At 52.3% G+C, this 22706-nt stretch carries 24 protein-coding genes and 1 tRNA gene; 6 read left to right on the top strand and 19 right to left on the bottom strand.

Going from position 1 to position 22706, the window contains the following annotated elements; translation table 11 throughout:
• Positions 1-40 precede the first annotated feature (40 nt).
• Together OGY37_RS01885 and OGY37_RS01880 are read right to left on the bottom strand one after the other, a co-directional pair.
• Positions 41-116: transfer RNA gene (locus OGY37_RS01885), tRNA-Phe, on the bottom strand.
• A 105-nt stretch (positions 117-221) separates the two neighbouring features.
• The gene (locus tag OGY37_RS01880; RefSeq protein WP_003825390.1) at positions 222-929 is read right to left on the bottom strand and encodes a DUF554 domain-containing protein; all 708 of its coding nucleotides are present in this window, start codon (positions 927-929) and stop codon (positions 222-224) included.
• Between the two features lie 480 nt (positions 930-1409).
• On the opposite strand from OGY37_RS01880, the gene OGY37_RS01875 reads away from it, so the two are divergent.
• Positions 1410-3545 (top strand): ornithine decarboxylase, encoded by a 2136-nt coding sequence (locus tag OGY37_RS01875; protein ID WP_149281250.1) that lies wholly within the window; start codon positions 1410-1412, stop codon positions 3543-3545.
• Between the two features lie 52 nt (positions 3546-3597).
• On the opposite strand, the gene OGY37_RS01870 is transcribed toward OGY37_RS01875, so the two are convergent.
• The 4 genes from OGY37_RS01870 to mutY all read right to left on the bottom strand — a co-directional run bounded on the left by OGY37_RS01870 (position 3598) and on the right by mutY (position 7586).
• Positions 3598-4854 (bottom strand): nucleoside permease, encoded by a 1257-nt coding sequence (locus tag OGY37_RS01870; RefSeq protein WP_008785778.1) that lies wholly within the window; start codon positions 4852-4854, stop codon positions 3598-3600.
• Between the two features lie 210 nt (positions 4855-5064).
• Positions 5065-6150 carry a membrane-bound lytic murein transglycosylase MltC gene (mltC, locus tag OGY37_RS01865; RefSeq protein WP_003825397.1) on the bottom strand — a complete coding sequence of 362 codons (1086 nt, stop codon included), beginning with the start codon at positions 6148-6150 and terminating at the stop codon, positions 5065-5067.
• An 86-nt stretch (positions 6151-6236) separates the two neighbouring features.
• Positions 6237-6506, bottom strand: coding sequence for an oxidative damage protection protein (locus tag OGY37_RS01860; RefSeq protein ID WP_003027126.1), 270 nt, complete (start codon positions 6504-6506; stop codon positions 6237-6239).
• 27 nt (positions 6507-6533) lie between these two features.
• Positions 6534-7586: an A/G-specific adenine glycosylase gene (gene mutY, locus OGY37_RS01855; RefSeq protein WP_128611816.1), complete on the bottom strand. Its 1053-nt coding sequence runs from the start codon at positions 7584-7586 to the stop codon at positions 6534-6536.
• Positions 7587-7746: 160 nt separating this feature from the next.
• Here mutY and trmB point away from each other — a divergent pair, with 160 nt between their 5' ends.
• The 4 genes from trmB (at position 7747) to ansB (ending at position 10796) form a co-directional block, all read left to right on the top strand.
• Complete coding sequence (gene trmB, locus OGY37_RS01850) at positions 7747-8466, top strand: tRNA (guanosine(46)-N7)-methyltransferase TrmB (RefSeq protein ID WP_003825406.1); 720 nt, start codon at positions 7747-7749, stop codon at positions 8464-8466.
• On the top strand, positions 8466-8792 hold the full coding sequence (locus tag OGY37_RS01845) for a YggL family protein (RefSeq protein WP_003027115.1): 327 nt from the start codon (positions 8466-8468) through the stop codon (positions 8790-8792). The genes trmB and OGY37_RS01845 overlap by 1 nt, the downstream gene beginning before the upstream one ends.
• 49 nt (positions 8793-8841) lie before the next feature.
• Positions 8842-9561: a YggN family protein gene (locus OGY37_RS01840; protein WP_079938671.1), complete on the top strand. Its 720-nt coding sequence runs from the start codon at positions 8842-8844 to the stop codon at positions 9559-9561.
• Positions 9562-9749: 188 nt separating this feature from the next.
• Positions 9750-10796, top strand: a complete 1047-nt coding sequence (gene ansB / locus OGY37_RS01835) for an L-asparaginase 2 (RefSeq protein WP_003027108.1) — start codon at positions 9750-9752, stop codon at positions 10794-10796.
• 114 nt (positions 10797-10910) lie between these two features.
• Here the strand turns inward: ansB and hemW are convergent, their stop codons facing one another.
• The 5 genes from hemW to OGY37_RS01810 are packed head-to-tail and all read right to left on the bottom strand — an operon-like array spanning position 10911 to position 14217.
• Entirely contained in the window at positions 10911-12047 is a 1137-nt protein-coding gene (hemW, locus tag OGY37_RS01830) for a radical SAM family heme chaperone HemW (RefSeq protein ID WP_126317427.1), read from the bottom strand.
• On the bottom strand, positions 12040-12633 hold the full coding sequence (locus OGY37_RS01825) for an XTP/dITP diphosphatase (protein ID WP_003825414.1): 594 nt from the start codon (positions 12631-12633) through the stop codon (positions 12040-12042). Before OGY37_RS01825 ends, hemW begins: the two co-directional genes overlap by 8 nt.
• 7 nt (positions 12634-12640) lie before the next feature.
• Positions 12641-12931 (bottom strand): DUF167 family protein YggU, encoded by a 291-nt coding sequence (gene yggU / locus OGY37_RS01820; RefSeq protein ID WP_003027101.1) that lies wholly within the window; start codon positions 12929-12931, stop codon positions 12641-12643.
• Entirely contained in the window at positions 12928-13494 is a 567-nt protein-coding gene (locus OGY37_RS01815; protein ID WP_003825417.1) for a YggT family protein, read from the bottom strand. Before OGY37_RS01815 ends, yggU begins: the two co-directional genes overlap by 4 nt.
• 18 nt (positions 13495-13512) lie before the next feature.
• Positions 13513-14217: a YggS family pyridoxal phosphate-dependent enzyme gene (locus OGY37_RS01810; RefSeq protein WP_057067562.1), complete on the bottom strand. Its 705-nt coding sequence runs from the start codon at positions 14215-14217 to the stop codon at positions 13513-13515.
• A 17-nt stretch (positions 14218-14234) separates the two neighbouring features.
• On the opposite strand from OGY37_RS01810, the gene OGY37_RS01805 reads away from it, so the two are divergent.
• Entirely contained in the window at positions 14235-15215 is a 981-nt protein-coding gene (locus OGY37_RS01805; RefSeq protein ID WP_286619905.1) for a type IV pilus twitching motility protein PilT, read from the top strand.
• On the opposite strand, the gene ruvX is transcribed toward OGY37_RS01805, so the two are convergent.
• The 8 genes from ruvX to metK form a co-directional block, all read right to left on the bottom strand.
• Positions 15212-15628 (bottom strand): Holliday junction resolvase RuvX, encoded by a 417-nt coding sequence (ruvX, locus tag OGY37_RS01800; RefSeq protein ID WP_008785771.1) that lies wholly within the window; start codon positions 15626-15628, stop codon positions 15212-15214. The genes OGY37_RS01805 and ruvX overlap by 4 nt on opposite strands.
• Complete coding sequence (locus tag OGY37_RS01795) at positions 15628-16191, bottom strand: YqgE/AlgH family protein (RefSeq protein ID WP_003027086.1); 564 nt, start codon at positions 16189-16191, stop codon at positions 15628-15630. Before OGY37_RS01795 ends, ruvX begins: the two co-directional genes overlap by 1 nt.
• A gap of 177 nt (positions 16192-16368) precedes the next feature.
• On the bottom strand, positions 16369-17316 hold the full coding sequence (gene gshB / locus OGY37_RS01790; RefSeq protein WP_286619903.1) for a glutathione synthase: 948 nt from the start codon (positions 17314-17316) through the stop codon (positions 16369-16371).
• Between the two features lie 19 nt (positions 17317-17335).
• On the bottom strand, positions 17336-18067 hold the full coding sequence (gene rsmE / locus OGY37_RS01785; protein ID WP_286619901.1) for a 16S rRNA (uracil(1498)-N(3))-methyltransferase: 732 nt from the start codon (positions 18065-18067) through the stop codon (positions 17336-17338).
• A 74-nt stretch (positions 18068-18141) separates the two neighbouring features.
• On the bottom strand, positions 18142-18849 hold the full coding sequence (gene endA / locus OGY37_RS01780; RefSeq protein WP_008785767.1) for a deoxyribonuclease I: 708 nt from the start codon (positions 18847-18849) through the stop codon (positions 18142-18144).
• A gap of 94 nt (positions 18850-18943) precedes the next feature.
• Positions 18944-19441 (bottom strand): SprT family zinc-dependent metalloprotease, encoded by a 498-nt coding sequence (locus tag OGY37_RS01775; protein ID WP_003825440.1) that lies wholly within the window; start codon positions 19439-19441, stop codon positions 18944-18946.
• Positions 19442-19519: 78 nt separating this feature from the next.
• A complete protein-coding gene (galP, locus tag OGY37_RS01770; RefSeq protein WP_008785766.1) occupies positions 19520-20914 on the bottom strand; it encodes a galactose/proton symporter in 1395 nt (464 codons plus the stop codon).
• Positions 20915-21312: 398 nt separating this feature from the next.
• Positions 21313-22467 carry a methionine adenosyltransferase gene (gene metK, locus OGY37_RS01765; protein WP_020996311.1) on the bottom strand — a complete coding sequence of 385 codons (1155 nt, stop codon included), beginning with the start codon at positions 22465-22467 and terminating at the stop codon, positions 21313-21315.
• Positions 22468-22706: the final 239 nt, after the last annotated feature.

The following is a 22706-nucleotide window of genomic DNA, read 5'->3' as shown; positions in this document are numbered from 1 at the left end:
AAAAGCAAAAAACCCGCCATAGGCGGGTTCTTCTAAATAGTGGTGCCCGGACTCGGAATCGAACCAAGGACACGGGGATTTTCAATCCCCTGCTCTACCGACTGAGCTATCCGGGCAACGAGGCGCATTAAAACCGATTCGCTTCGTTTCGTCAACGAAATTTCTTCAAATCAACGCAGACTGCACAATCTATCACCACATTGTTGCTATTGCACGCATTCTCAGGCAAAAAATGCCGTCCACGCGGCGGAAAGCGGCATTGCCAGCAGAAGGGCAGGAAGCATATTCACAACCGCAAACATTTTGATTCCACAAATACGTAAACCGGTTGCCAACAACAGCAGTCCACCTACGGCGCTGAAATCGGCCATCATGGCTGGCGTCGTCAGGGGCAAAATAAGTGCTGCGCAGGTGGCAAGCGTTAGCTGGATTGCCAGCATTGGTACACAAATTGCCGATACCGCGATACCTAATGAACAGGCAAAAATGATGGCCGTGAAGAAATCAAGAAACGACTTCGCGATTAAAATATTCGGGTCGCCGGTCATCCCTTCATGTATCGCCCCGAAGATCCCGGTACCACTGGCGCAAAATAGCACGATGATGGCCACATAGCTCTGGATGAAGGATTCGTGTGTGGTGTTGGCATCCGACCGGGTGAAAAGCTGCTGCGCTTTGGCAACCGCGGTATTGATCCCTTTTTCCAGATAACAGAACTCGCCAATTAATGCACCGACTAACGTAGCCAGGACCATCACCGGTAGGTTAGCGCACTTGATAACCAGCAAAATACCAATTCCCAAAGAGCACAGTCCGAATATGGAGGTCATGGAGGCACGAATGCGTTCCGGTAAATGCTGGCTGAGTAGTGCGCCGAGAACACCACCAAATAAAATGGCGCCAGCATTAATAAAGGGTCCAATTACCACGTTTGCTCCTGCATACCCATTATCGTCTTGATGCTAAAGGCAATTCTCTGGGTAAAATATGTTTTCAGATTGCATTATTATGCCGCGATTGACAGGCGAAATGCTTGTTTATCTGTGAGGTTCAGGCTCCGGATTTTATCTTGCGCCTGAAAGTGAAAGGTGCCATGATTGCGCGAATTTTCTCCTGTCTGAATGGGGCTGCCTGGGATGATATTACTCCCCCTACATCGCCTTCAACATCGCCTTCAACATCGCCTTTTTGCGCGACGTTTGCCCCTTCCTGCGACTTATCTTTACGCTCCCACCATGCGGTGAGGGCAGCGCACGCTCACTGCAGGATAACAGTAAAATCAGAGGCTATCTGCTTTTACTGATGTCTGGCGGTCGGGGCTGGTAACCAGTTTGACCTGTCATTTCGTGGGCAAAGCAATGTGGCTTTGTCCGGGACTTTTGATTTTCCCGAAACGGGTTATTGCGCTTATGAAATCAATGAAAATTGCCGCCAGTGGAGAACTGGTTTCTCGTCTGTCCAGCCATCGTCAGGTGGTGTCGCTGGACAGTACTGATTTTACTGACGTTGCGGCAGTCGTCATTACCGTTGCGGATAGCCGCAGCGGGATCCTTGCTTTGCTGAAACGCACCGGTTTTCATATACCCGTGTTTCTGTTCGCAGAGTCGGATGTTGATCTGCCGGCGGGCGTGAATGCGGTCATTCGCGGTCAGGCGCAGGACTGGCTGGAGCTGGAGTCTGCTGCCTGTCAGTATGAAGAAGATTTGCTGCCGCCGTTCTATGACACGTTGACTCAGTATGTCGAGATGGGGAACAGCACATTTGCCTGCCCAGGACATCAACACGGTGAGTTCTTTAAAAAGCATCCCGCGGGGCGCCATTTCTACGAGTTCTTTGGTGAGAATCTGTTTCGCGCGGATATGTGCAACGCCGACGTTAAGCTTGGCGATCTGCTGATTCATGAAGGCTCGGCGAAACATGCGCAGAAATTTGCTGCGAAAGTTTTCCACGCGGATAAAACCTACTTTGTGCTGAACGGGACCTCTGCGGCCAATAAAGTAGTAACCAATGCGCTGCTGACGCGCGGCGATCTGGTGCTATTTGACCGTAATAACCATAAGTCGAACCACCACGGTGCGCTGATCCAGGCGGGTGCGACGCCGGTGTATCTGGAAGCGGCGCGTAATCCGTTTGGCTTTATTGGCGGCATTGACGAGCACTGCTTTGATGAGGAGTATCTGCGCCAGCAACTTCGTGATATTGCGCCGCAAAAGGCAGAACAACCGCGCCCGTTCCGTCTGGCGATCATTCAGCTCGGCACTTATGACGGTACGATCTACAATGCCCGGCAGGTGATCGACAAGATCGGTCATCTGTGTGATTACATCCTGTTTGACTCAGCATGGGTCGGCTACGAACAATTTATTCCGATGATGGCCGATGGGTCACCGCTGCTGTTGGATCTCGATGCTAACGATCCGGGGATCTTTGTCACCCAGTCGGTACACAAACAGCAGGCCGGATTCTCGCAAACCTCGCAGATCCACAAAAAGGATAACCATATTCGCGGTCAGGCGCGGTTCTGCCCGCATAAGCGTCTGAATAATGCATTTATGCTGCATGCTTCTACCAGTCCGTTTTACCCGCTGTTTGCGGCGCTGGACGTTAACGCCAAAATCCATGAAGGCGAGAGCGGTCGTCGGCTGTGGGCGGAGTGTGTGACGCTGGGCATTGAGGCCCGTAAAGCGATTATTACCCGCTGTAAGATGATTCAGCCGTTTGTTCCCCCGGTAGTCGATGGCAAACCGTGGGAAAGCTATCCGACGCAGGTGATTGCCAGCGAGCGTCGCTTCTTTAGCTTCGAACCAGGTGCTAAATGGCATGGTTTTTCCGGCTACGCGCGCGACCAGTATTTCGTTGACCCTTGCAAACTGCTGTTAACCACTCCGGGCATTGACGCACAAACCGGGCAATATACCGAGTTTGGTATTCCGGCGACGATTCTGGCGCATTACCTGCGTGAAAACGGCATCGTGCCGGAGAAATGCGACCTTAACTCGATTCTGTTCCTGCTGACCCCGGCAGAAAGCGCAGAGAAACTGGCGCAACTGGTGGCGATGCTGGCGCAGTTTGAGCAGCATATTGAAGACGATACGCCGCTGGCAGATGTGCTGCCAACCATCTTCAATAAGTATCCGGTACGCTATCGGGATTACACGCTGCGTGAACTGTGCCAGGAGATGCACTCACTGTACGTCAGCTTTGATGTGAAAGATCTGCAAAAAGCGATGTTCCGTCAGGAAAGTTTACCTGCCGTGGCGATGAACCCACAGGATGCGAACAGCGCTTTTATCCGTGGTGATGTTGAACTGGTGCGGATTAGTGAAGCAGCTGGCCGCATTGCGGCGGAAGGTGCGCTGCCTTATCCTCCGGGCGTGCTGTGCGTGGTACCGGGCGAAGTATGGGGTGGGGCGGTACAGCAATATTTCCTGGCGCTGGAAGAGGGCGTAAACCTGCTGCCAGGCTTCTCGCCGGAGCTGCAAGGTGTTTACAGTGAAACGGATACAGACGGTATTAAGCGCCTGTATGGATATGTTGTGAAGTAAGCGCAAAAAAAGCGGGTTACCTTTTGGCAACCCGCTTTTCTCTGCGTAAAAGTTAGTGCGCGATAGTCTGGGTGCCTGCTGGAACGCGTACGTGTTTGTATTTAAACAGCGCAACGAAGGCAAAAGCCAGAACCAGCGAGTAACCTGCGAAGATCAACCACACAGTCTGCCAGTCGGTAATACCGTTCAGCGTATAGTGTTCAACGACTTTACCGCTCACCAGTCCGCCCAGAATACAACCGAAGCCGTTGGTCATCATCAGGAACATACCCTGTGCGCTGGCGCGGATTTCAGGGCGTACTTCTTTCTCCACGAACACAGAACCAGAGATGTTGAAGAAGTCGAAGGCGCAGCCGTAAACAATCATCGACAGAACCAGCAGCACGGTACCGAACGGCGTTGGATCGCCGTAGGCAAACAGGCCGAAGCGCAGCATCCACGCCACAATACTGATAAGCATCACGTTCTTAATACCGTAACGGCTTAAGAAGAACGGGATGGTCAGGATAAACAGCGTCTCGGAAATCTGTGAAATCGACATCATCACCGATGCGTGTTCCACGATAAAGCTACCGGAGAACAGTGGGTTGTTATCGAAGCTGTGCAGGAAGGTGTTACCAAACATATTGGTAATCTGCAGCTCTGCGCCCAGCATCATTGAGAAGATGAAGAAAATCGCCATACGCTTGTTTTTAAACAGCGCGAAAGCATCCAGACCGAGCATTGATGTCCAGCTCTGGTTTTTCTGCTGATTGGCAACCGGAATATGCGGCAGCGTCAGGGTGAACAGTACCAGTACCAGGGACAATGTCGCACCGATATACAGCTGCATATGGCTCAGTTCAAAGCCGGAGAAGCTCACGGCCCACATCGCCAGAATAAAGCCGATGGTGCCCCAGATACGAATTGGCGGGAAGTCGGTAACGATATCCATCCCGGCAGATTGCAGGCGATAGTAGGAGATGGTGTTGATTAGCCCCAGTGTTGGCATATAGGCCAGGGAGTTAAGCAAGATCACAAAGAACATTGCCCCTGGCGTGGTGACTTCGGCTGCGGCAAACAGCGTTCCTGCGCCGACCAGGTGGCAAAGGGCGTAAACCCACTTCGCACTGATCCATTTATCGGCCACGATCCCTAACAGCGTTGGCATAAACACGGCGGCGATCCCCAGCGAGCTATACACCGCGCCAATGGATGCACCATCGAATTTCAGGGTGACAAACATATAGGAGCCGAGGGTAGTGAGCCAACTACCCCATAAGCAGAACTGCAGAAACGAGAGAACTTTCAGCTGCAGCTTAAGATTCATGTTAATTTCCTCACACCGTAATGCGGATGAATGTTTTAAAAGGCACATTTGCCGTGGCTATATGATGTGATTCTATCAATGAGAGGCACTCTTTTTTTGTTACCTGTGACAAATATTTGCAAACAATTTCTGATTGCAAAGCAAAAGAGTGATGGAGTTAACATTTTTGGTGCTTCAGGCCCCCGTTTTAGAGGGCTGAAGAGGGATACATTAGTGGCGTCGATATGATTTTTGTGCGGAATTGACCTTGTAAAGGTATCGGCGTGATTCAGCAGAGGGATGTCGGGTGGTCAGCGTTTGATAAACGTCACCAGGAGACATGCTGTTAATGATATTCGCGGCCTGAATTTTATCGTTCGAGAACACGCGTAGCACGCTGCCCGCACCGCCGTTATACGCGGTGATTACCGCATAGCGACGTGAGGTCGGATTATCGATACCGCCCAAATAGACATTGTTGAGCATTGCCAGATAGGCCGTACCGGTATCAATGTTACTGGCCGGATCAAACAAGAAGCTACGGCTCGGCGTGCCTGAGCGCCCCTGCGAGCGGAATACATCTTTCCCTGCGCTGTGCTGTACCACCTGCATCAGTCCCAGCGCATCGGCATGGCTCACCGCATACGGGTTAAATGAGGATTCGGTTTGCATGATAGCCAGAATCAGCGACTCGTCGACGCCATACTTACGTGAAGCCTGACGCACCATACCGACGTATTTATGCGCGCGCTTATCAAGGTGGTTAGGCACCAGGTTGATTGTCACGCTATAGATGATACGCAGGCCATTGCTGCGGCTTTTAAGCCGTGTTTGCAGCAGGTAGTTGGCAAAGTTGGTGGCACGTCCCTCCCAACGAATGGGCTGGCCGGTATTATCGACCACCTGTCCGTACAGGAATGGTTCTTTGGAAATCTTAATGTCGTCGACATCGGAATAGAGGTCGATAGAACCCGGATCATCGCCCATCAGCAATGTCTTGATAATCGCTCGACGCAGGTGTCCAGCGGGATCTGTCCCGGCAATGGTCTCGACGGTTATCGTACCGTCATCAAAGTTGATGTGGCTGCGGGTTTGATACTGATCGGTATACTTGACGTAGTCCTTCGGACCCGCAATCAGCACTTCCTTAAATCCCCACAAATTCTCAATATTATGGGCAAATTGCCCCATCAGAATATCAAAACCGTTGGTATCCTTGACCCAGGCTTCGTTATAGGAATCGCCTTTTTTGGTCGAACTGGAACAGGAGATGAGCAACGGCGCAATAACGGCAAGCGCGAGAAATTTTTTCATCATTCCGGGAGTGCGTGTTGTGTTTGTTGTTTGCAAGGACCAGATTAAAACGTAGGCCGGATAAGCGCAGCGCCATCCGGCAACGGTTCTTATGATTCTGGCGTATAGCCTTCAATATGCACATCCTTACCTTCAAACAGGAAGTTAATCATCTCCTGTTCCAGTAACTTACGGTGTTCGACGTTCATCATATTGAGTTTTTTCTCGTTAATCAGCATGGTCTGTTTATGCTGCCATTGCGCCCATGCTTCTTTAGAAATCTCGTTATAAATGCGTTTTCCCAGATCGCCCGGGTACAGCTGAAAATCCTGGCCTTCTGCTTCGCGTTGCAGGAAAGTGCAAAAAATCGTTCTGCTCATAAAAAGTCCTCTCTATCGTCCGGTACGTTAAACGTGTGTACCGGCACGTAATTGCTGTAACAAACGCTCCACGGGAGCCGCCAGTCCGACCGACGGCGGTTGCGCTAAGTTATACCAGAGCGCGTTGCCTTCATCCATGCATGAGGTGAATGAAGACACGGGAAGCCACATAGGCACAATATCTAAGTGGAAATGGCTAAAGGTATGGCGAAACGCATTAAGTTGGGTCAGATTATCTGCGTTAATTTGTCGTTGCGCCAGCCAGTTGCGCAGTCCATCTTCGTCGTCAAACTGCGGAAAACAGTATAAACCACCCCATAAGCCGCTGGGCGGTCGCTGTGCAAGCAGCACTTCGTCATCATGCTGCATTAGTAAAAAATAGCCCGTTCGTTCCGGTAGCGTCTGTTTGGGCTTTTTACCGGGATACAGCGCCCAACTTGCATTGGCGCTCGCCACACAGCCATTTTCCAACGGACACAGGGAACATTTAGGTTTTGAGCGCGTACAGACCATGGCGCCTAAATCCATCATCGCCTGATTAAAACGCTCAACACCCTGGGCCGGCGTAACTTGCTCACTCAGCTCCCACAGCTTCTTTTCGACCTCTTTTTTACCCGGCCAGCCGCTTACAGCATAACAGCGAGCCAGCACGCGTTTGACGTTACCGTCGAGAATCGGAAAATGCTGACCCAGAGAGAGAGAAAGGATCGCGCCTGCGGTTGAACGTCCGACGCCAGGTAGGGCGGCTACTTCATCAAAGGTTTGCGGAAATATACCGCTATGCAGCGTCACAACCTGCTGAGCGGCTTTATGCAGATTACGCGCACGGGCGTAATAACCCAGCCCGGTCCACAAATGCAGAACTTCATCCAGCGGCGCATGGGCTAAATCCGTTACCGTTGGGAAGCGCGCCATAAAGCGCTCAAAATAAGGGATAACGGTCGCAACCTGAGTTTGTTGCAGCATTACCTCAGAGAGCCATACTTTGTAAGGCGTCTTGTCAATTTGCCAGGGCAGCGTTTTCCGCCCGTATTTGTCGTACCAGCTCAAAACCTGAGCCGAAAATTGAGACGCTTGCATGATTACCGTTTCATTATTGCCGGGGGCAAGATTGCAGCACAGCGGCAACGGGGTGTAAACCGGAACTTTCCGCTGCTCACTTTCTTCCTTTACTTGCATCCGGCAACTAACTTTGGATAATGCCCGTTTTCAGAACTCAAACACAGCAGACTAAACTTTTATGAAGAACGACGTCATTTCACCGGAATTTGATGAAAACGGCCGCCCTCTGCGCCGGATTCGTAGTTTTGTTCGTCGCCAGGGGCGACTGACGAAAGGGCAGGAACACGCGCTGGAAAACTACTGGCCGGTGATGGGCGTTGAGTTCAGCGAAGAGCCTGTAGATTTCGCAGAACTGTTTGGCCGTGACGCGCCAGTCACGCTGGAAATCGGTTTTGGTATGGGAGCGTCGCTGGTTGCAATGGCGAAAGCGCGTCCGGAACAGAATTTCCTCGGCATTGAGGTTCACTCACCTGGCGTTGGTGCGTGTCTGGCTTCAGCCCATGAAGAGGGTGTCGAGAACCTGCGCGTCATGTGCCATGATGCCGTTGAAGTCCTGCATAAAATGATTCCTGACAATTCTTTATCTATGGTTCAGCTGTTTTTCCCTGACCCATGGCACAAAGCACGTCATAATAAACGCCGTATCGTTCAGGTACCGTTTGCTGAGCATATCTTAAGTAAGCTGAAGCTGGGCGGCGTGTTCCATATGGCGACCGACTGGGAAGCGTATGCGGAGCACATGCTTGAAGTGATGTCCTCGATTGACGGGTATAAAAACCAGTCAGAGAGTAACGATTATGTACCGCGCCCGGAATCGCGCCCGGTAACCAAATTTGAACAACGTGGTCATCGTCTTGGCCACGGCGTATGGGACTTAATGTTCGAGAGGGTGAAATAATGGCAAAGAACCGTAGCCGTCGTCTGCGTAAAAAGATGCACATCGAAGAATTCCAGGAAGTAGGATTTTCGGTTGCATGGCGTTTCCCGGAAGGTACATCTGGAGAGCAGGTCGATCAAATCGTTGATGACTTTATCAATGAAGTCATCGAACCGAACAAGCTGGCTTTTGACGGCAGCGGCTATCTGGCCTGGGAAGGTCTGATCTGTCTGCAGGAAATCGGCAAATGCACCGAAGAACACCAGGCAATCGTGCGTAAGTGGCTGGAAGAGCACAAACTCGAAGAAGTGCGTACCAGCGAACTTTTCGATATTTGGTGGGACTAAGTAGCACAGGGTCGGCAAATGCCGACCCGATTTGTATTGAGGGAAAGATATGATGCGCAAAACGCTGCTGGCGGCAGTCCTAACGTTCACGGCGATGGCCGCACATGCAGATTACCAGTGCAGCGTCACCCCGCGTGACGATGTGATTTTGAGCCCACAAACGGTGCAGGTGAAGGGTGAAAATGGCGACCTGGTTATTACCCAGGCCGGCGATGTCACCTTCAACGGTAAACAGTACAACCTGAACGCCGCACAGCGTGAGCAGGCCAAAGATTATCAGGCGGCGTTGCGTAGCAGCCTGCCGTGGATCGACGAAGGTGCCAGAGCGCGCGTAGAGAAAGGTCGCGTGGCGCTGGACAAAATCATCGCCAAAGAGGTCGGTGAAAGCAGCAACATGCGTGGCCGCTTAACCAAGCTGGATGCGCAATTGAAAGCGCAGATGAACCGCATCATCGAACATCGAACTGATGGCCTGACTTTCCATTATAAGGCGATTGATCAGGTCCGCGCGGACGGACAACAGCTGGTCAATCAGGCGATGGGCGGCATTTTGCAGGACAGCATCAACGAGATGGGGGCGAAAGCCGTGCTCAAAGGCGGTGGTAATCCGCTGCAGGGCGTGCTCGGGAGTCTCGGTGGTTTGCAAACCTCAATTCAGAACGAATGGAAGAATCAGGAACAAGACTTCCAGCAGTTTGGCAAAGATGTTTGTGCCCGCGTCGTGACGCTGGAAAACGATCGTAAAACGCTGGTTAGCACTCTGAAATAATCTTCACCTCTTCTTAACGGCACAGAAACATTCTGTGCCGTTTTATTTTGTATATTTCTGTTTTTTTGATATCCATCTCTAAGAATGGCAATTTGGCGGAGATATAAATCTGGTTAATTGGATCTCGTCACATTATTCATCTGTAGGATAGACATAATGCTGCAAATTCAAGTAACTGGAGAAATAACATGGAGTTTTTCAAGAAGACGGCACTTGCTGCACTGGTTATGGGTTTCAGCGGCGCGGCGCTTGCACTGCCAAACATCACCATTTTAGCGACCGGTGGGACGATTGCCGGCGGCGGTGATTCCGCGACAAAATCTAACTACACGGCAGGCAAGGTTGGCGTAGAAAATCTGGTTGAGGCCGTACCTCAATTGAAAGATATCGCTGTCGTGAAAGGCGAGCAGGTGGTGAATATCGGCTCCCAGGATATGAATGACGAAGTCTGGTTAACGCTGGCGAAAAAGATTAATACCGAGTGTGATAAAACCGACGGCTTCGTGGTAACTCATGGTACGGATACCATGGAAGAAACTGCCTATTTCCTCGACCTGACCGTTAAGTGCAATAAGCCGGTGGTACTGGTCGGCGCAATGCGTCCATCTACGGGTATGAGCGCTGATGGCCCGTTCAACTTGTATAACGCGGTAGTCACTGCCGCAGACAAAGCCTCTGCCAACCGCGGAGTGCTGGTGGTGATGAACGACACCGTTATGGATGGTCGCGACGTGACTAAAACCAACACTACCGACGTTGCTACCTTCAAATCTGTTAACTACGGCCCGTTGGGTTACATCCATAACGGTAAAATCGACTACCAGCGTACGCCTGCGCGTAAGCACACCACGTCTACTCCGTTCGATGTATCTAAGCTGACCGAACTGCCGAAAGTTGGGATTGTTTATAACTACGCTAATGCCTCCGATCTGCCGGCAAAAGCGCTGGTGGATGCGGGTTACGCTGGGATCGTCAGTGCGGGTGTAGGTAACGGTAACCTGTATAAAACCATTTTCGATACGCTGGCAACCGCCGCGCATAAAGGTACCGTTGTAGTGCGTTCATCCCGTGTACCAACGGGCGCCACTACACAGGATGCAGAAGTTGATGATGCAAAATACGGATTTGTGGCTTCAGGTTCCCTGAACCCGCAAAAAGCACGTGTTCTGCTGCAGCTTGCGCTGACTCAAACCAAGGATCCTAAGCAGATCCAGGAAATGTTTAATCAGTATTAATCGATGAAGGTGGCTGCGCTTACCGCCCTAACCCTGTAGGCCGGATAAGACGCAGCCGCCATCCGGCAATTTGCCTGATGGCGCTACGCTTATCAGGCCTACGTTCACCAGCCATCACTCCGCCAGAAACAGCTCCAGCAGCGAATTCAAGAACAGCTTACCGTGTTGGGTAATCTGCCAGTATTCATCGCATTCACTCAGGTAGCCCAGGGAAATAGCCTCATCGATCTGTCGACGAATAACGTCTTCGGTAAGACCGGTATATTGCGTGAACTCCGCGCGAGGCGCGGCTTCCAGCAGCCGGAAACGATTCATGAAGAACTCGAACGGCTTATCGGCTTCGGCGACATCGCGCTGGCTTTCGAGATAACGCCCTTGCATATACCCACGCGGATGCCGTGTTTTGGTGGTGCGCAGGATGCGTCCGTCAGGGAATGTTATCTTACCGTGTGCGCCGCAGCCAATGCCAAGATAGTCGCCAAAACGCCAGTAGTTAAGGTTGTGCTGACACTGATAACCCGGTCTGGCGTAGGCTGAGGTTTCGTACTGCTGATATCCCGCGGCGGTCAGTAGCTGGTGGCCTTGCTCAAAAATATCCCACAGCGCGTCATCGTCCGGTAAAACCGGCGGTCGGGAACCGAACAGCGTGTTGGGTTCGATGGTCAACTGATACCAGGAAAGATGCGGTGGGTTGAGCGCGATTGCCTGCTGTAAATCACCCAGCGCCTCTTCCAGCGTCTGATCCGGCAAACCATGCATCAGATCGAGATTAAAGCTGCGTAGCCCCAGACCGCTCGCCAGGTGTGCTGCTCGTTTGGCTTCTTCCGGCCCGTGAATACGTCCCAGACGTTCGAGTTTGGTGGAGCTAAAGCTCTGTACGCCAATCGAGATACGGTTGACGCCAGCGCGTTGATAATCCACAAAGCGATCGGCTTCCACCGTCCCGGGATTCGCCTCCATCGTGATTTCTGCATCTTCGGCCAGATTCAGCCGTGCTCGCACGCCGTCGAGCAGCGTTTGCATCGCCGGGCCAGAAAGCAGGCTCGGCGTGCCACCACCGATAAAAATCGTCTTTACTTCACGGCCCTGGGCATGGGCCACCTCAGTATCCAGATCGCTCAGCAGATGCTGCACATAGTCATCATGAGGGACTTCGCCCTTTAGCGCATGCGAGTTGAAGTCGCAGTACGGGCATTTCTGCACGCACCACGGGATGTGAATATAAAGACTTAGCGGCGGAAGCTTAACCATTACGCAGGGCATCCAGCAGCAGCTTTAGCGCCTGTCCGCGGTGAGAAATTGCACTCTTTTCTTCACGGGTCAGTTCGGCTGCGGTTTTCCCTTCAGACGGCACAAAGAAGATCGGGTCGTAGCCAAAACCACCGTTTCCGGCAGGTTCACGGGTAATCACGCCCGGCCAGCTTCCGTGGCAAACAACAGGCGTTGGATCGTCTGCATGGCGCATATACACCAGCACGCAGTGGAACTGCGCCTGGCGCTTGTCATCAGGAATATCCTGCAGGGTGTGAAGCAGTTTTTCCAGGTTCTGCTGATCGGTCGCATCTTCGCCGGAATAGCGGGCTGAATAGATACCCGGCGCGCCGCCAAGGGCATTTACTGCCAGACCTGAGTCATCAGCAATGGCCGGTAAGCCGGTAATTTGCGCGGCATGACGCGCCTTCAGAATGGCGTTCTCAATAAACGTCAGCCCGGTCTCGTCTGCAGAATCAACACCCAGTTCCGTTTGGGCAACAACATCAAGACCGAAATCACTCAGAAGAGAGGCGAGTTCACGCACTTTACCGGCATTGCCGGTCGCGAGGACAACTTTTTGCATGGGATACCTAATCAGTTAACGCCGCAATTTCGGGCGGGATCTGTTGCGGATGAATGATTTTAACCTGTTTGTGACGACCAAGCTCGCCCTTCTCAATGACGACCTGGCTTTTTGCCACACGGAACTGTTTGCCGAGAAACTTCACCAGATGGCTATTGGCCTGGCCATCTACCGGTGGGGCGGTAATGGCGACTTTAACTTCGTCGCCATGTAAACCCACAATACTGTCACGGCTGGCTTTAGGCTGAATGTAGAGCCGTAAAACCAGACCGTCGTCGCAGGGTGTAACGGCACTCATAGCGCCATCCACAGCCCCGGCAGCAGCATGTTGCCTGTCGCCTGTAACACTTCCGCGATGCCCATGTTAATAACGTAGAGCAGCAGAACCAGAATCATTGGGGAGAAATCGATCCCGCCCATGCCTGGAAGTATGCGACGGATAGGACGCAGCAGCGGATCTGCCAGTTGAATCAGCACGTACTCTACAGGACTGCGGCCCTGGCTGACCCAGCTCATAATTGCCATCACCAGCAGCACCCAGAAAATCAGTAGCCCGATAGTCTTCAGGACAATCAGTACGGCGGCGATCCAGATGATCGGCTGGAACGTGACCACCTTAAACAGCACGATTGCTTTGATAAAGCTGAGAACGAGCGCAACTAATGCCGATGCGCTGTCGATCGGTCCCATCGGGGGAATAATGCGGCGTAACGGCCCAATGATGGGCTGAGTGATTTTCACTATAAACTGCGAGAACGGGTTGTAAAAATCGCAGCGAGACCATTGCATCCACACGCGCAGCAGCAGCGCCATGGTATACAGCTCAATTACCGTTGAGAGCAGGAAGGTCAACGTATTCATGGTGTTCCTTAGTTTTCCTTATTTTTTAGTGTAATCACGAGCACCAAAAATGGCAGTGCCAATGCGCACCATCGTGCTACCCGCCGCGATGGCGGCATCCATATCATCAGACATTCCCAGTGAGAGAGTGTCGATGCCTGGGTAGCGTGTTTTCAACCCGGCAAATGCTACCGCCATTTGCTGTGCAACTTCAAACTGCCTTACATAATCTGACTCTGGAGCCGGAATCGCCATCAGACCACGCAGGGTAATGCGCGGCAGTGCAGCGACTTCAGCGGCCAGTGCATCAAGCTCTGCCAGCGGAATGCCTGACTTACTGTTCTCATCGCTGATATTAATTTGAATCAGTACATTGAGCGGCGGCAGTTCCGCCGGGCGCTGTTCACTCAGACGGGCAGCGATACGCAGACGGTCGATCGTATGGCACCAGTCAAAGTGCTCGGCGACCAGACGACTTTTGTTGGACTGCAGCGGGCCGATAAAGTGCCACTGCAGATCGTTGACGCCTTTTTCCTGGAAGTAGCGGATTTTATCCACCCCTTCCTGCACATAGTTTTCACCGAAGGCACGCTGCCCTGCGGTAATGGCTTCTTCGATGGCGCTCGCAGGTTTGGTTTTACTGACTGCAAGCAACGTAACTTCTTCTGAAGACCGCCCGCAACGCGTCGCGGCGGCTGAGATTTTGTCCCGGACATGTGCCAGGTTATGCGCGATATCGTTCATTTTCCGAGGATGTTCATATGAATATGGAAGAAATAGTGGCCCTTAGTGTAAAGCATAACGTGTCGGATCTACACCTGTGCAATGCATGGCCTGCGCGCTGGCGCATACGTGGAAAAGTCGAAATCGCACCCTTTACTACGCCTGACGTGGAGAATCTGCTGATGTGCTGGCTCAGTGAGCAACAACAGGTACAGTGGCGGGAACAGGGGCAGGTAGATTTTGCTATTGCGCTGGCAGGTTCCCAGCGGCTGCGCGCCAGTGCTTTTGTTCATCAACAGGGAACCTCACTGGCGCTAAGATTGCTCCCGCTTGATTGTCCACGTTTAGACGATCTCCAGACCCCTGACGTCATACCTGAACTGCTGCGCAGTGAAAATGGGTTAATTCTGGTGACAGGCGCTACCGGTAGCGGTAAATCAACGACCCTGGCGGCGATGGTAGAGTACCTTAATCAGCATGTTGCAGGGCATATTCTGACGCTGGAAGACCCGATTGAATATCGCTACACCAGCCAGCGTTGTCTTATTCAACAACGGGAGGTGGGCGTACACTGCGCTTCTTTTGCCGCCGGTTTACGCGGCGCGCTGCGTGAAGATCCCGACGTCATTTTGCTGGGCGAACTGCGCGACGCGGAAACCATTCGTCTGGCGTTAACGGCAGCGGAAACCGGGCATCTGGTGCTGGCAACGTTACATACGCGAGGGGCGGCACAGGCCATCGCGCGGCTGGTGGACACCTTTTCGGCAACAGAGAAGGATCCGGTGCGTAACCAGTTAGCAGACAGCCTGCGGGCGGTACTTTCGCAAAAGCTGGAGGAAGATAAGCAGGGAGGACGCGTGGCGCTATTTGAGCTGCTCGTCAACACGCCTGCCGTGTGCAATTTGATTCGTGAAGGGAAAACGCATCAGCTGCCCGGCGTAATTCAAACCGGGCAGCAGACAGGTATGCAGACATTTGCACAAAGTCAGCAGCAGCGTCAGGCGCAGGGACGGATTTAGTAACCCTGCTCGAAATAGCTTTCGAGGATGACCACGGCAGAAGCGGAATCTACTTTGCCTTTATTCAACGCCCGGTATCCGCCTTGTTCGAACAGGCCGGAGCGGGCTTCGACGGTGCTCAAGCGTTCATCGTGCAGCGTTACGGTTACGCCAAAGCGACCGTGAATACGGTTAGCGAACTTACGCGCGCGCGCGGTAAGGGGCTGTTCTGTGCCATCCATGTTGAGTGGTAGGCCGACAATGATTTCATCTGGCTGCCATTCTTTCAGCAGGCGTTCAATCAAACTCCAGTCTGGCGTACCGTCCTGCGCCTTAATGGCGGGCAACGGTCTGGCCGTACCGGTAATGCGCTGACCAACAGCAACACCAATACTTTTCGTACCAAAATCAAAAGAGAGTAATGTTCCGCTCATCAGGCATGTCCCGCCACGCCAGGCATGGTCTGAATATCTATCCCGATAAGCTTCGCCGCATCGCGCCAGCGGTCGGCAATCGGCGTTTTGAATAAGATATTGAGGTCTGCGGGCGCCGTGAGCCAGGCGTTATCCAGTAGCTCTTGTTCCAGTTGACCTTTTTCCCATGATGAATAACCCAGCGCAACCAGCACTTCGGACGGTTGCTCCTGCGTACCCAGGGTTTCTAGTACATCGCGGGAGGTTGTGATGATGGTGTTATCTGAGATGCGAATACTGGAGGCAAAGCGTGACGGTGGAGTGTGGAGAATAAATCCACGGTCTTCCGCCAGCGGGCCGCCAAGCATCACTGGTTTATCCAGACGAATGGCCGGATCGCGTTCTTCTGGGGTAATCTTCAGCTTTTCCAGAATCCCTTCAATTTGTAAGTTTTCCAGAGGCTTATTAACGATAATCCCCATTGCTCCGTTTTCATTATGTTCACAGATGTACACCACGGAACGGCGGAAAATCGGATCCTGGAGAGCAGGCATGGCAATAAGAAAGTGATGCTGTAAATTCATTGTCAGAGGTTCTGTTTCCTGGTTCAAAAAAGCAACAGAGCCCAGTATGTGGGCAAAGCTCGAAGATGTCACCCTCTTGAAGATAGCATTGCCGGATGACGGCTTCGCCTAATCCGGCCTGCGGGGTGCAATTCCAGGCCGGATAAGACGCGATGGCGTCGCTATCCGGCAACGTATTTATTTCTGCAAACGCGCCTCAATGGCATCCATCAGCATACCGGTAATCGAAACCGGGAACTCCGCTTCAATTTCACGAATACAGGTTGGGCTGGTAACGTTAATTTCCGTCAGGCGATCGCCAATGATATCCAGACCGACAAAAATCAAACCTTTCGCTTTCAGCGTTGGCCCAATGCGACGTGCAATTTCCCAGTCGCTGTCGGTTAATGGACGCGGCTCGCCACGACCGCCAGCGGCCAGGTTGCCACGGGTTTCGCCGCCCTGCGGAATACGCGCCAGGCAATAAGGAACGGGTTCGCCATCGACCACCAGGACGCGTTTATCGCCATCTTTAATTGCTGGCAGATAGTTCTGCGCCATGCAGTAGCGGGTACCGTGCTCGGTCAGCGTTTCAGCAATGACGCCAAGGTTCGGGTCGCCTTCCTTCACACGGAAAATAGATGCGCCGCCCATACCATCCAGCGGTTTGAGAATGATGTCGCTGTGTTTTTGCCAGAAGGCTTTCAGCTGCGCTTTGTTACGCGTGACCAGCGTTTCCGGCGTCAGATCGGCAAACCAGGCGGTGAACAGCTTTTCGTTGCAGTCGCGCAGGCTCTGCGGTTTGTTGACGATCAGCGTGCCTTTTTCTTCTGCACGTTCCAGAATATAGGTTGCGTAGATGAACTCGGTATCAAACGGCGGATCCTTACGCATCAGAATAACGTCCAGGTCTGCCAGCGGGAGATCCTGCTCGCTCTTGAACTCATACCATTTGTCGTAGTTCTGCTCTACGCTCAGGGTACGCGTATGGGCGCGGGCTTCACCGTTGATCAGATAAAGATCGGCCATCTCTATATAATGAATTTCGTAACCGCGACGTTGCGCTTCCAGCAGCATAGCGAAGCTGGAATCTTTCTTGATGTTGATGCTTGCGATGGGATCCATCACGATGCCGAGCTTGATCATTTTCTTCTCCGTTTATGCCTTAGCCCAGATCGCCAAAACGCACCTGTAGCGCAGTAATGGCGGTGAGCGCGGTTGTCTCAGTACGCAGAACGCGAGGTCCTAACAGAATATCAGTAAACTGATAACGTGCGGTCATGACAATTTCATCTGCCGACAACCCGCCTTCCGGGCCAATCAGCAAGCGGATGCGCTCCACCGGCAGCGGCAGCGTATTGATGCTGGCGCTGGCGCGCGGATGCAGGTTCAGTTTCAGACCTTCGTCCTGTTCCGCGCACCATGCTTCCAAATCCATTGCCGGGCGAATTTCGGGCACCCGGTTTCGACCGCACTGTTCGCAGGCGGCAATGGCGATTTTCTGCCACTGCTGGAGCTTCTTGTTCAGGCGTTCACTGTCCAGTTTAACGCCGCAGCGCTCAGAAAAAAGTGGCGTAATGAGGCTTACACCCAGTTCGATCGATTTCTGGATAGTGAATTCCATTTTTTCACCGCGCGACATCACCTGACCCAGGTGGATGTGCAACGGCGACTCACGATCGTCGAGTTCAGCGTTAAGTACCTTCACGTCCACGCTTTTTTTACTGGCGTGGGTGATTTCAGCGTCGAATACCTGATTGCTGCCATCAAACAGCTGTAGCGCCTGGCCCGGTCCCATACGCAGCACGCGGCCGATATGGTTGGCTGCATCTTCACACAGTGAAATTTGGCTGCCGGAAGTGATTGGCTTAGGGTGATAAATGCGAGGAATGCGCATAGTTAAACATCCGCGTCATGGCCCTGGGCTGCGAAAGGCCAGGGCATGGTTAAAAATATTGACGCTAGTGTAGGTTAGCTCTTTTGCGCCTGGCAAGCGCGTTGCACATATGGGTTATGGTTCCCCTGTACCTTTGCAATGCGTTCGTCGCGCTCACACTCCCAGTCGGTGACCGGATATTGCTTATTCCAGGCGTTAAAAAGCTGAGTTTGCTGGCGGGAGAGCGTCAGATCGTACTGGTCGCGCATGTAAAAATAGGTACGAGCAATGGCACCGCGGGCGCGGGCCGGCGGCTCGGCAACTTTCTCTTTGAAATCAACCTTCATGGCGCATTGCCCATACTGACCCTCGCCACCGTTCCACTGGCTGTACATGAAGTTAGCGCGATCGCCATTTACCTCACCCACCGCAGGTTGCAGGTTATGCATGTCGCTTTCCATCTTACGATAGACTGGATCTTTGGCGCAGTTTTTACGCCCTCCGTCCTGCCAGCACTGACGCTGATGACCAAATTGCCAGGCGGGGACAACGTGCTCCCATTCAATTCGACTGGCGCGGTTTTCATTTTTTCGCACTTTATAGCCGCAGGATTCGAGGTCAACGACCCCTTTTTTGCCTTGCCAGTTAATTTTACAACCGCAGTAGAAATCGCCCGGCGCATCGGCGTTAACCTTGACGCCTGCTGCTTTTGCCTGAGAAAAACTGTTGATGCCTTCGGCTAAAACCGGGCCTGAAAACGCAGCGGCTAACAGGGCCGCAGCAAAAGAAAAATGACGGTACATCACAAACTCCGTGTCAAAACGAGCCCGCAACGTAGCGAAAGTTATTCCAGTATGCAATCAGTTAGGTCAGAAAAGTTCCTGATAATTCTGAAGATTATTCTGCAACCAGTGGCTCGCCGCAGTGAACACAGCGGTAGGTGGCCTCACCGCGCACAACGCGGTTATGGCGGCGGACGGTCAGTTGGTGCTCCTGACACTTACAGCGGTAAGTAAAGGTCTTGCGCTGCACCGATTGCAGTTCGAACTGATGCGTGCGCCGGGCCGGTACGCCCAGCACGCTTTCCATCATCCATTTCCATTCTTTCCCGTGTGGCGGCACGCGCCCAAAGTGCTTCCACACCAGTAAATGCGCCAGTTCATGGGGCACCACTTCGTTAATGAATGCGTCGACGTTTTCCATCAGCAGGACGGGATTAAGGCGAATTTCATAGGTTTGTAGCCATGCGGTGCCCGCGGCGGTGCCGCGCTGTTGGTAAACCAGCTTTGGCTCCGGATATTGGCGTTCGAGCTTGAGATTGGCCTGGGCGAGTTTTTCCCGCAGGCTACGCATAACGGCTTGCTGGATGGCGATAGGGAGACGGGAGGTTTTCATAACGCCAGAGGATAGTGCGACAGGGAAGGGACTGCAAGAGGAAGGCTTCCTCCCACTGAGGGAGGAAGCCTTTGGTGATTAGTCGTGTGCGCCAATTTCGCGCAGTTTACGACCTTTCATCAGGTTACGCTCAATGTGTTCTAAAGAGACGTTTTTAGTTTCAGGGATCAGCCACAGAGTCAGGAAGATGAACAGTACGTTCAGGCCGCCGTAGACCCAGAAGGTGTTGGCGCTGCCCAGCGAGTTCAGCATCGTCAGGAAGGTTGCGCCGACGATCATGTTGGCAATCCAGTTGGTTGCAGTAGAGCAGGTGATGCCGAAATCGCGGCCTTTCAGCGGCTGGATTTCAGAGCACAGTACCCAAATCAGCGGACCAGCGCTCATGGCAAAGCCAACGATAAACATCAGCAGCATCAGTACTGCGAAGTATTGTGCGGATGCCGAGTGAATACCCACGTGCATCATTGTACCCAGCACGCCCATACCAACAGCCATGACGATAAAGCCAAGGATCAGCGTAGGCTTGCGGCCCCAACGGTCAACCAGGCCAATGGCGATAAAGGTTGCCAGCACGTTGGTCAGACCGACGATAACAGTCCCCCACATCTGCTCGGTGGTGTTGGTGTAGCCCGCCAGCTCAAAGATTTTCGGTGCGTAATACATGATGACGTTCATCCCGGTGAACTGCTGCATCACCTGCAACAGAACGCCAAGAAATACTGCGCGACGGAAGTTGCTGTTTTCTTTAAACAGCGCCCAGCCACTCTGCTTCACCTGCAGGCTTTCACGGATTTCATCCAGCTCGCGTTTGGCTTCTGCGCTGGTGTCACGCAGACGCAACAGGACGCGTTCGGCATCAACAAAACGACGTTTAGCTGCAAACCAACGTGGGCTGTCCGGCAGGAAGATAACGCCAACCAGCAGCAGCAGGGCAGGGATGATGATTACACCCAGCATCCAGCGCCATGCGCCGCTGTAGCTAAACGCTGTATCGGAAAGATACGCGCCCAAAATACCGATGGTGATCATCAGCTGATACATGGAGATCATGCTGCCACGAATCTTTTCCGGGGCAATTTCAGACAGGTACAGCGGCGCGGTATAAGACGCAACACCTACAGCCAGGCCGAGCAGCACGCGGGAAACCAGCAGGACTTCAACGTTTGGTGCAGCGGCGGAGAACAGTGAACCCGCAACAAACAAGATCGCACCGATCATCAGGCTTTTTTTGCGTCCCAGTTTGAAGGAGAGCCAACCGCTGCCGACAGCACCTACCGCCGCACCAAACATCATGGAACTCACCACCCATTCCTGAGTGTGCGGGGTAATTTGAAACTCGTCGGTGATGAACGGTAAAGCACCGGCAATAACACCGATATCCAGGCCAAAAAGTAATCCAGCCAGGGCTGCCAGAAAGCAGACAAAAAATGTCATGGCTTTGTTGGAACGCCCCGTTTTTTTATTGTCAGGCATGATGCCCTCCGGTTGGGTAGCTAGTTTTGTTGATGTTAAGGGTAGGTGAGTACGGGGTAAAAAAATGCGAATCACATCACATTAGTGTAATCGCTTACACTGTCATTCATGCGGGTTATTAGTTAATTCATTGAAAGTTAACATTATTTATTGGGATTAAATAATGTTTGTCGTCTGAATTTAAGACAATGATGAAAGATAATGTAACAGTGATGCAAGTGTGCTGGCTAAGAGATGTTAATTCAAGGTAGAGGGGAATATGGTGTGATGTAATCGCTTTCATTTTCATTTAAAGCAATAGTAATCAGCGCGGTTTGGTGATGGATGTGGGAGAGGAAATAGGTATAAAAAAAGACCAGCGCGAGGCTGGTCTTCATAAGCGTTAAGTCTGGTTTAAATTACTTCAGACCGGCAGCGTCGCGCAGCAACTGTGCTTTGTCGGTTTTTTCCCATGGGAAATGTTCGCGACCAAAGTGACCGTAAGCGGCGGTTTCTTTGTAAATCGGGTGCAGCAGATCCAGCATCTGAATCAGGCCATACGGGCGCAAGTCGAAGAACTCACGCACCAGAAGGGTCAGCTGCTCTGAAGGCACTTTTTCAGTACCGAACGTTTCCACCATGATAGATGTCGGTTCTGCCACGCCGATTGCGTAGGAAACCTGAATCTCACAACGGTCAGCCAGGCCTGCGGCAACGATGTTTTTCGCTACGTAACGGGCTGCATAGGCTGCGGAACGGTCAACTTTAGACGGATCTTTACCAGAGAATGCACCGCCGCCGTGACGCGCCATGCCGCCGTAGGTATCAACGATGATTTTACGACCGGTCAGACCGCAGTCGCCCATCGGGCCGCCGATAACGAAACGACCAGTTGGGTTGATGAAGAATTTGGTCGAAGCGGTCAGCCATTCAGTCGGCAGTACCGGCTTGATGATCTCTTCCATAACGGCTTCTTGCAGCGATTTCTGGTCGATATCTTCAGAGTGCTGAGTAGACAGAACAACCGCATCAATACCGACGATTTTGCCGTCGTCATACTGGAAAGTTACCTGGCTTTTTGCATCCGGACGCAGCCAGGATAAGGTGCCGTTTTTACGCACTTCAGCCTGACGCTGCACCAGACGGTGAGCATAGGTAATAGGTGCTGGCATCAGCACGTCGGTTTCGTTGGTTGCATAACCAAACATCAGGCCCTGGTCGCCTGCGCCCTGTTCCAGCGGATCGGCACGGTCAACACCCTGGTTGATGTCCGGAGACTGTTTACCAATCGCGCTCAGTACCGCGCAAGAGTTGGCGTCAAAGCCCATGTCGGAATGCACATAGCCAATTTCGCGAACCGTGTTACGGGTGATCTCTTCGATATCAACCCATGCGCTGGTGGTGATCTCACCGCCAACTAAAACCATACCGGTTTTGACGTAGGTTTCGCAGGCAACGCGTGCTTTTGGATCCTGTTCCAGGATTGCATCCAGCACAGCATCAGAGATTTGGTCAGCGATTTTGTCAGGATGCCCTTCTGATACGGACTCGGACGTAAAAAGGTGTTTTGCCATATTTAATTTCACCTAAGGAGAATTTGGTTAGCTCAAACTGTCGAGTGGAATAGCCATGTGTAGAAGATTCTACCATGAGTCTGCAGATGACGGACACTGGCAGTCTGAGTGTTAATCGGTATAGATGGATTAACATCTGGACGGCTATTTTAGGACAGTTCTTCGCCTGATTTCCAGCTTTTTTTGATTGAGGTCGCATTGTACTGAAAATGTAACTGGAAATTTTTCCTGACGGTGCT

This window comes from Citrobacter sp. Cpo030 (assembly GCF_030333005.1).
GTDB classification, from domain to species: Bacteria; Pseudomonadota; Gammaproteobacteria; order Enterobacterales; family Enterobacteriaceae; genus Citrobacter; species Citrobacter portucalensis.
The sequence above is the reverse complement of the archived record's forward strand: the minus strand, read 5'-3'. Positions and strand labels throughout refer to the sequence as shown.

Coding starts and splice junctions, on each gene's coding strand:
- OGY37_RS01875 (WP_149281250.1), top strand. CDS start 1,410: ATGAAATCAATGAAAATTGCCGCCAGTGGAGAACTGGTTTCTCGTCTG.
- OGY37_RS01870 (WP_008785778.1), bottom strand. CDS start 4,854: ATGAATCTTAAGCTGCAGCTGAAAGTTCTCTCGTTTCTGCAGTTCTGC.
- mltC (WP_003825397.1), bottom strand. CDS start 6,150: ATGATGAAAAAATTTCTCGCGCTTGCCGTTATTGCGCCGTTGCTCATC.
- OGY37_RS01860 (WP_003027126.1), bottom strand. CDS start 6,506: ATGAGCAGAACGATTTTTTGCACTTTCCTGCAACGCGAAGCAGAAGGC.
- mutY (WP_128611816.1), bottom strand. CDS start 7,586: ATGCAAGCGTCTCAATTTTCGGCTCAGGTTTTGAGCTGGTACGACAAA.
- trmB (WP_003825406.1), top strand. CDS start 7,747: ATGAAGAACGACGTCATTTCACCGGAATTTGATGAAAACGGCCGCCCT.
- OGY37_RS01845 (WP_003027115.1), top strand. CDS start 8,466: ATGGCAAAGAACCGTAGCCGTCGTCTGCGTAAAAAGATGCACATCGAA.
- OGY37_RS01840 (WP_079938671.1), top strand. CDS start 8,842: ATGATGCGCAAAACGCTGCTGGCGGCAGTCCTAACGTTCACGGCGATG.
- ansB (WP_003027108.1), top strand. CDS start 9,750: ATGGAGTTTTTCAAGAAGACGGCACTTGCTGCACTGGTTATGGGTTTC.
- hemW (WP_126317427.1), bottom strand. CDS start 12,047: ATGGTTAAGCTTCCGCCGCTAAGTCTTTATATTCACATCCCGTGGTGC.
- OGY37_RS01825 (WP_003825414.1), bottom strand. CDS start 12,633: ATGCAAAAAGTTGTCCTCGCGACCGGCAATGCCGGTAAAGTGCGTGAA.
- yggU (WP_003027101.1), bottom strand. CDS start 12,931: ATGAGTGCCGTTACACCCTGCGACGACGGTCTGGTTTTACGGCTCTAC.
- OGY37_RS01815 (WP_003825417.1), bottom strand. CDS start 13,494: ATGAATACGTTGACCTTCCTGCTCTCAACGGTAATTGAGCTGTATACC.
- OGY37_RS01810 (WP_057067562.1), bottom strand. CDS start 14,217: ATGAACGATATCGCGCATAACCTGGCACATGTCCGGGACAAAATCTCA.
- OGY37_RS01805 (WP_286619905.1), top strand. CDS start 14,235: ATGAATATGGAAGAAATAGTGGCCCTTAGTGTAAAGCATAACGTGTCG.
- ruvX (WP_008785771.1), bottom strand. CDS start 15,628: ATGAGCGGAACATTACTCTCTTTTGATTTTGGTACGAAAAGTATTGGT.
- OGY37_RS01795 (WP_003027086.1), bottom strand. CDS start 16,191: ATGAATTTACAGCATCACTTTCTTATTGCCATGCCTGCTCTCCAGGAT.
- gshB (WP_286619903.1), bottom strand. CDS start 17,316: ATGATCAAGCTCGGCATCGTGATGGATCCCATCGCAAGCATCAACATC.
- rsmE (WP_286619901.1), bottom strand. CDS start 18,067: ATGCGCATTCCTCGCATTTATCACCCTAAGCCAATCACTTCCGGCAGC.
- endA (WP_008785767.1), bottom strand. CDS start 18,849: ATGTACCGTCATTTTTCTTTTGCTGCGGCCCTGTTAGCCGCTGCGTTT.
- OGY37_RS01775 (WP_003825440.1), bottom strand. CDS start 19,441: ATGAAAACCTCCCGTCTCCCTATCGCCATCCAGCAAGCCGTTATGCGT.
- galP (WP_008785766.1), bottom strand. CDS start 20,914: ATGCCTGACAATAAAAAAACGGGGCGTTCCAACAAAGCCATGACATTT.
- metK (WP_020996311.1), bottom strand. CDS start 22,467: ATGGCAAAACACCTTTTTACGTCCGAGTCCGTATCAGAAGGGCATCCT.